General features: G+C 74.6%; 6 protein-coding genes. 1 reads left to right on the top strand and 5 read right to left on the bottom strand.

All coding sequences use genetic code 11. The annotated features are described in order from the left end of the window. On the top strand, window positions 1-774 hold a 774-nt coding region (locus NCC78_RS23835; RefSeq protein WP_250797171.1), incomplete at its 5' end, for a glycosyltransferase family 4 protein. Between the two features lie 13 nt (window positions 775-787). On the opposite strand, the gene NCC78_RS23830 is transcribed toward NCC78_RS23835, so the two are convergent. The 5 genes from NCC78_RS23830 to NCC78_RS23810 all read right to left on the bottom strand — a co-directional run bounded on the left by NCC78_RS23830 (window position 788) and on the right by NCC78_RS23810 (window position 7,755). Then, complete coding sequence (locus tag NCC78_RS23830) at window positions 788-2,443, bottom strand: putative bifunctional diguanylate cyclase/phosphodiesterase (RefSeq protein WP_250797173.1); 1,656 nt, start codon at window positions 2,441-2,443, stop codon at window positions 788-790. 115 nt (window positions 2,444-2,558) lie between these two features. Further along, a complete protein-coding gene (locus NCC78_RS23825; protein WP_250797170.1) occupies window positions 2,559-3,368 on the bottom strand; it encodes an SAM-dependent methyltransferase in 810 nt (269 codons plus the stop codon). A gap of 187 nt (window positions 3,369-3,555) precedes the next feature. Further along, a complete protein-coding gene (locus NCC78_RS23820) occupies window positions 3,556-4,224 on the bottom strand; it encodes a response regulator transcription factor (RefSeq protein WP_076467977.1) in 669 nt (222 codons plus the stop codon). A 7-nt stretch (window positions 4,225-4,231) separates the two neighbouring features. Continuing rightward, entirely contained in the window at window positions 4,232-5,926 is a 1,695-nt protein-coding gene (locus tag NCC78_RS23815; protein ID WP_372495187.1) for a sensor histidine kinase, read from the bottom strand. A 14-nt stretch (window positions 5,927-5,940) separates the two neighbouring features. Beyond that, the gene (locus NCC78_RS23810) at window positions 5,941-7,755 is read right to left on the bottom strand and encodes an AMP-dependent synthetase/ligase (protein WP_250797169.1); all 1,815 of its coding nucleotides are present in this window, start codon (window positions 7,753-7,755) and stop codon (window positions 5,941-5,943) included. Window positions 7,756-7,925: the final 170 nt, after the last annotated feature.

Below are 7,925 nucleotides of genomic sequence, written 5' to 3'. Positions count from 1 at the left end.
GTCGGCTGGGCGGCGCTGCCGGCCGCCCGCGGCGCGCTGCGCCGGATCGGGCGCGGTGTCGACGTGACCACCTACCTCGGCGAGTACACCCGGGTGCGGCTGGCGCGGGCGCTGCACGGGGTGACCGGGCTGCACCGGCTCGCGCCCGGGGTGGACGTGGACACCTACCACCCGTCCGTCGACGGTGAGCCGGTCCGGCTCCGGCTCGGGCTGGCCGACCGGCCGGTGGTGGTCTGCGTGTCCCGGCTGGTGCCGCGCAAGGGCCAGGACATGCTGATCCGGGCGATGCCGGAGATCCGCCGGCGGGTGCCCGACGCCGCCCTGCTGGTGGTGGGCGGCGGGCCCTACCGGGCCACCCTGGAGAAGCTGGCCCGCCACGCCGGCGTCGAGCGGGACGTGGTCTTCACCGGTTCGGTGCCGACGTCCGAGCTGCCGGCCCACTACGCGGCCGGCGACGTCTACGCGATGCCCTGCCGCACCCGCAACCGGGGCCTGGACGTCGAGGGGCTCGGCATCGTCTACCTGGAGGCCTCCGCGACCGGCCTGCCCGTGGTGGCCGGGGATTCCGGCGGCGCGCCGGACGCGGTCCGTGAGGGCGAGACCGGCTACGTGGTGCGCGGCCGGGACGTGGCGCAGCTCGCCGACCGGGTGGCCACGCTGCTCGCCGACCGGGATCTGGCCCGCCAGTTCGGCGCGGCCGGCCGGGCCTGGGTGGAGCGGGAGTGGCGCTGGGAGACGCAGGCGCAGCGGATGGCCGACCTGCTCGCCGGCTGATCCGGCGGGCCGGTCAGCGGAGGCGGTCGAGGATGCGCTCGGCGGGCTCCGGGCGGCCGAAGTGCCAGCCCTGGCCGGCGTCGCAGCCGATCGCCCGCAGCCGCTCGGCCTGCCCGGCGGTCTCCACGCCCTCGGCGGTGACGGTGAGGTCCAGCGCGTGCGCCAGGGACACCAGCGAGGCGAGGATCCGCTCGTCGGCCCGGGTCTCCGGCGCGCGCAGCCCGGCCACGAACTGCCCGGCCACCTTCAGCTCGGTCACCGGCAGGTCCCGCAGGTACGCCAGGTTGCAGTAGCCGGTACCGAAGTCGTCGATGGCGATCCGCACGCCGAGGTCGGCGAGCACCCGCAGCGCCCGGACCGGCTCCTCCGCGGTGTTCATCATGGTGCTCTCGGTGATCTCCAACTGGAGCCGTTCCGGCGGCAGTCCGGTGTGCCGCAGCAGCCCGCGCACCTGCTGGACGAGGCCGGGGCGGTGCACCTGCCGGACGGCCAGGTTGACACTGACGAACGGCGGCGCCCCGTCGGCGGTGGCCCAGCTCTCCGCCTCCCGGCACGCCTCGGCCAGCACCCACCCGCCGAGCGGGACGATCAGCCCGGTCTCCTCGGCCAGGCCGATGAAGCTGTCCGGGCGGAGGATGCCGAGCTCGGGGTGGCGCCAGCGCACCAGCGCCTCCGCGCCGACCACCCGGCCGTCGCGCAGGGAGGTCAACGGCTGGTAGTCGAGGTAGAACTCGCCGCGGTCCAGTGCCGCCGGGATGGCCGCGGAGAGCGCGTACCGGGCCAGCTCCCGGCGGTCCCGGTCGGCGTCGTAGACCGCCCAGCGCGCGCCGCCGGCCGCCTTCGCCCAGTGCAACGTGCTGTCGGCGGCCCGCATCAGGTCACCGGGGGAGGTGCCGGCCACCTGCCGCTCCACGATGCCGATGCTCGCCGAGACGGCCAGCTCGTGCCCGTCCACCACGGCGGGCTCGCGCACCGCGGCCAGCGCCGCCTCGGCCACCGCGAGCACGTCGTCGGTGCCGCCGGTGCGTTCGACCAGCACGACGAACTCGTCCCCGCCGAGCCGGGCCACCAGGTGCCCCTGGAGGGCCCGGCGGAGCCGGTCGGCCACGGTGACCAGCAGCGCGTCGCCGACCTGGTGCCCGTGCGAGTCGTTGACGACCTTGAACCGGTCCAGGTCCAGGAAGCAGACGCCGAGCCGTTCCGCGCCCCGCCCCGGGGAGTTGATGGCCGCGCCGAGGCGTTCGGTGAAGAGGGTGCGGTTGGGCAGGTCGGTCAGCGGGTCGTGGGTGGCCTGGTGGCGGAAGCGGGCCTCGCTGGCCCGCAGCGCCCGCTCCGCCTGGGCCCGGGCCGTCAACGCGGCCCGACGGATGGACTCCTGCTCGTCGAGGGTCCGGTCGCGCAGCGCGCGGGCGTATCCGGTGGCCACGGCGGCCAGCAGCCGGGCCATCCGGTCCTCGACGTCGTCGGTGACCAGCCCGAGGTCGCGGACCAGCCGGAGCTGGATGACCTCGACGGTACGGCCCAGCCCCTCGGCCGAGGCGACGTGCGCGGCCACCAGCTCGGCGCCGACCCGGTGGCCGGCACGCAGGTCGAAAGGCTCGGAGACCAGCGCCGCCGCCAACCGCTCGGTGAGGCGTTGCAGCAGCGCCTCCAACTGGGCCTGGGTCATCGGCAGGTAGCTGGTGCCGGAGACCGCCTTGGCCCAGGCCCGCGCGAAGGTGCCCGGGCAGGACCGGTGTTCGGGCGTGACGCCGGGCGGGGCGGCGGCTGTCGCCCCGGGCGGGTCAGCCACCGAGCCGCCCGACGCCGCCGATGAAGGCCGCCCGCTCGGCGTCCTCGGCGCTGTCGGCCGACTCGGGGCGCCACTGCGGCACCCAGACCACGCCCGGCTCGACCAGCTCGAAGCCGTCGAAGAGCGCGGTCAGCTCGGCCCGGCTGCGGATCCAGAGCGGGTTGTCGGTACGCCGGTAGACCCGCTCCGCCTCGGCCCGCTCGCCGCCGCTGCGGCCGTCGGCGCTGGCCTGGGAGAGCACCAGCCAGCTGCCCGGCGCCAGCGCCTCGCGCAGGGTGCGCAGCAGCTCGGCGGGCCGGTCGTCGTCCGGCACGAAGTGCAGCACCGCCACGATCATCACGGCGATCGGCTGGTCGAAGTCGAGCAGCCGGCGCACGTCGGGGTGGGCCAGGATGCGCTCGGGGTGGCGCAGGTCCTCCTGGACCACCGTGGCGCGGTCGTTGCCGTCGAGGATCTCCCGGCTGTGCGCCACGGCCACCGGATCGACGTCGACGTAGACCACCCGGGCGTCGGGCGCGTTGCGCTGGGCGATCTCGTGCACGTTGCCGACGGTGGGGATGCCGGAGCCGATGTCCAGGAACTGCCGTACGCCGGTATCGGTGAGGAACTGCACCGCCCGGCGGAGGAACGCCCGGTTGGCCTGCGCCATCAGCGGCGCCTCCGGCACCGCCGCGACCATGGCCTGGGCCGCCGCCCGGTCCACCGCGAAGTTGTGCGAGCCGCCGAGATAGTAGTCGTACATGCGGGCGACGCTGGGACGCTCGATGTCGATCTCGTCGGGTGCCCATTCCGGCCGCTGCATGCCCTCACCCCTCGCATCGACGATGCGGACGCCGTCGTCCGCGCGGGTGCTCCGACCCGCCGCCGGGGGAGACGATAGCGTGCCGCCGCACCCGCCGCCGACGGCGGTCGATACGACGACAGGTCCACGCCGGCCGGATGGCGGGCGCGGACCTGTCGGTGACCCGATGGGCTCGCCGCGGAAGCGGTCAGAACTTCGGGGCGTCGGGGGCCTCCAGCAGGCCGAGCCGCAGCGCGGTCATCAGCGCCTGCGCCCGGTTGGCCGCACCCAGCTTCTCGTAGAGCTTGGAGATGTGGGTCTTGGCGGTGGACTCGCTGACGAAGAGCTGCTTGGCGATGCCGGCCACGCTCATGCCGTCGGCGAGCAGCCGCAGCACCTGCCCCTCGCGGGGGGAGAGCTGCGGGCCGGACGGGGCCAGCCGGCGCTTCATCGCCTCGGCCAGGTCGGCCGCGGTGAAGGCGCTGGGGGAGGAGGCGGCGTGCCGGGCGGCGGCCACCACCTCGTCGGCGGGCGCGGTCTTCGGGACGAAGGCGCTCGCCCCGGCCTCCAGGGCGCCGAAGAGCTGGTCGTCGCCGGCGTACATGGTGAGCACGACGATGCCCATCGAGGCGCTGGACTTGCGCAGCGCCCGGGTGGCCTCCAGGCCGCTGCCGTCGGGCAGCCGCAGGTCCATGATCACCACGTCCGGCTGCAGCGCACCCGCCTGGCGTACCCCCTCCGCCGCCGTGGCGGCCTCGCCGACGACCTCGAACTGCCGGTCGCGCTCGAACGCGTGCCGCAGGCCCTTGCGGATCAGGTCGTGATCGTCGACAAGGAGAACCTTGGTACGGGCGGCCGGTGTCGGACTTGTGGTCATCCTCGGGTTACTCCCCTTCTGCTGCAGCTGCGCTACCGCGCACGTTATCGCGCCGGGGCGACGAACCCACCACCACCGCCACGGTCGTGCCGCTCGGCTGTCGCGGCCTGATCTCCAACCGGCCCCGGATACGTTCCGCCCTCTCGGCCATGATCGCAAGACCGTAGTGCCCGTCCGTGCGCTGGTCACCGATGCCGTGACCGTCATCCGACACTTCGATCTGCGCGTACGGGGGGTCGACCTCACAGGTGACCCAGAGGTTCGAGGCGCCGGCGTGCTTGCGCGCGTTGGTCACCGCCTCCTGCGCGATGCGCAGCAACTCGGCCTCGGTCGCGGCGGGCAGCCGGGCGGTGGACTCGTCCAGCGACAGGTGCACCCGCAGCCCGCCGGAGGCGCCGACCGTGCGCGCGTACTCGGCGATCGCGGCGGCCAGGCCACCGTGCCGATCCACCTCGCTGCGCAGCTCGAACAGGCTCAGCCGCAGCTCCTGGATCACCCGGGTCACCTCGCCGCGCAGCGTGCGCAGCGCCTCGGCGGTCTCCTCGGCGTCGTCGAAGACGGTGGCCAGGGCGTTGTCGATGCCGTAGCCGACCATCACCAGCTCCTGGGCCACGCCGTCGTGGATCTCCCGGGCCAGCCGCTGCCGCTCCTCGTTGGTGGCCAGCGAGCGCACCTCGTCGAAGAGCAGCGCCGCCTCCAGCCGCAGCGCCGCGGGGCGGGTCAGCCCGGTCACCCGGGACACCACCGGCGGCGGGTACGCCTGCGTCGCGTCGGCCTCCAGCACCACCAGACCCACCGTACGCACCCCGGCGACCAGCGGCACGATCAGCGCGGAGACCTCGCCGCCGGAGTGCGAGCGGGCCTGCGACCGGGCGGCGGTCATCGGCTGCTGGCTGGCCCAGGCGTCGGCGATGGCGGAGTCCGCGTCCAGGGTGGTTTCCCAGTCGACCCGGTCCACGCCCACCTGCGCGAGCACCACCAGCCGGCCGCCGCCGCTGGCGGAGAGCACGGCCGCCCGGTCGGTGCGGGCCACCGTGCGCAGCTCCTCCAGCAGGTGCTCGGAGATGCCGCCCGGATCCAGGGTGGCCCCGGGCAGCTGCCGGGCCACCGTGCGCAGCTGGGTGAGCAGCCGGGTCGCCTCGGCGTACGGCTGGGGCTTGCCGTCGTTGCGGACCTGCATCACCCGGTGCAGGGTGCCGGCGGCGTAGAGGCCGAGCCCGGCCAGGATCAGCCACTGGGCGCAGACCGCCAGGTAGCCGAGCTGGGCGACCTGCCGTTCGCCGTCGACCTCGGTGAACGCGCCGGCCACCAGCAGGGTGGCCGCGGTGACCGCGAGCAGGGCGGTGCCCTCGGAGAACCGGCGGCGCAGCGCGGTGACGGTCACCGGCACCGCCAGGTAGGGCAGCACCGCCGAGGCGCCCAGCCCGCCGATCTCTCCGCCGATGGTCGCGACGGCGCCGACCTGGCTGGCGGCCAGCCCGAGCACCACCACCTCGGCGACCCGGCTCAGCGGCCCGGCCACCCGATGCTCGGGCGCCAGCAGCGCGGGCAGCCCGGCCACGGCCAGCAGCGCGATCCACCAGAGCTGGGCGAGGTCGTGCGTGGCGAACAGGGTCAGGACGGCGACCAGCGCCAGCATGACCACGCGCGCGGCCGCGGCGAGCGGATGCGGACGGAATGGGGGAGGAGTCGAGGCGGGCACGTGACGGATGGTAGTCAGCCTCGGTAGATGTCGGCGATCTCCGCCGCGTACGACTTGTGCACGACCTGCCGCTTGACCTTGAGCGACGGGGTCAGCTCCCCGGTCGTCTCGGTGAAGTCGTGCGGCAGGATCCGGAAGACCTTGATCGCCTCGGCCTTGGAGACGGTCTGGTTGGCGGCGTCGATCGCGAGCTGGATCTCGGCCAGCAGCCCCTCGTGCTCGCGCAGCTGCGCCACCGGGGTGCCCTCGGGCAGGCCCGCCGCCGCCAGCCACTTCGGCAGCGCCTCCTCGTCGACGGTGACCAGCGCGGCGATGAACGGCTGCCGGTCGCCGACCACGACGCACTGGCTGACCAGCGGGTGGGCGCGGACCTGGTCCTCCAGCACGGCCGGGGCGACGTTCTTGCCGCCGGCCGTCACGATGATCTCCTTCTTCCGGCCGGTGATGCTCAGGTAGCCGTCGTCGTCGAGGCGGCCCAGGTCTCCGGTGCGGAACCAGCCGTCGGAGCTGAGCGCCTCGGCGGTCGCCGCCTCGTTGCGCCAGTAGCCCTGGAAGATCAGCTCACCGGAGATCAGGATCTCGCCGTCGTCCTCGATCCGGACGGTCACCCCCGGCAGCGGCCGGCCGACCGTGCCGATCCGGGTGCCGGTGGGCAGGTTCGCGGCGGCGGCGGGGGAGGTCTCGGTCAGGCCGTAGCCCTCGCAGATCGTCACTCCGATGCCGCGGAAGAAGTGGCCGAGCCGGGCACCGAGCGGCGCGCCGCCCGAGATGGCGTCGCGGCACCGGCCGCCGAGCGCCGCCCGCAGCTTGCCGTAGACCAGCCTGTCGAAGAGCCTGTGCTGCGCGCGCAGCGCCAGGCCCGGCCCGGCCGGGGTCTCCAACGCCTCGCTGTACGCGATGGCGACCTGCTCGGCGCGGGCGAAGATCTTGCCCTTGCCGTCGGCCTCGGCCTTCTGCTTCGCCCCGTTGTAGACCTTCTCGAACACCCGGGGCACCGAGAGCACGAAGGTGGGGCGGAACTCCTGGAGCTCGGCGACCAGGTCCTTGGTGTCCGCGCAGTGCGCCATGGTGGCCCGCGCCTGCACCACGCCGATCTGGATCAGCCGGGCGAACGCGTGCGCCAGCGGCAGGAAGAGCAGGGTCGACGCGCCGTCGCGGAACAGGTTCGGCAGCACCGGCACCGCGTTGGCGATGTCGGCGTACATGTTGCGGTGGGTGAGCATGCAGCCCTTGGGGCGGCCGGTGGTGCCGCTGGTGTAGATGATCGTGGCGAGGTCCCCGGCGTGCACCGCCTTGCGTCGCCGCTCCACCTCCGCCGGGTCGACCGACGCGCCGCCCCGGACCAGCTCGTCCACGCCGCCGAGGTCGATCTGCCAGACGTGCTCCAGCTCGGGCAGCCGGTCCCGTACGCCGGCGACCAGGGTGGCGTGCGCGTTGCTCTCCAGCACGCAGGCCACCGCGCCGGAGTCGGCCAGGATCCAGGCGGCCTGCTCGGCGCTGGAGGTCTCGTAGATCGGCACCGTGACCGCGCCGGCCGCCCAGATGGCGTAGTCCAGCAGGGTCCACTCGTAGCGGGTGCGGCTCATCAGCGCGACCCGCGCGCCGGGCTGCACGCCGGCGGCGATCAGGCCCTGGGCGACGGCGACCACCTGGTCGCGGAACTGGCCGCAGGTCACCTCGCTCCACGCCCGGCCGGTGCCGTCGGGCGCCACCGTGCGCCGGACGAACTGGACCGCGTCCGGGGCGACCTCGGCGTTGTCCCAGACCGGGTCGGTGAGGTTGGCCGCGTCGCCGACGGTGATGATCGGCGGGACGGAGAACTCGCGCACCTGCACTCCCTCGTGCTCACACTGGCCGGGCCGGCCGCCCCCTCGGGTCGGCTCTGTCGAAACCTACCCGCCCGCCCCCGCCGGGCGAATAGGCAGGTTGCCCGGTGTCCACCGTCCGCCGGCCGGTGACCCGCTGCGGACGGGCCGGCGGGGAGGGTTGGCGCAGGCGG

Origin of the sequence: Micromonospora phytophila (assembly GCF_023656545.1) — a bacterium.
GTDB classification, from domain to species: Bacteria; Actinomycetota; Actinomycetes; order Mycobacteriales; family Micromonosporaceae; genus Micromonospora; species Micromonospora phytophila.
The sequence above is the reverse complement of the archived record's forward strand: the minus strand, read 5'-3'. Positions and strand labels throughout refer to the sequence as shown.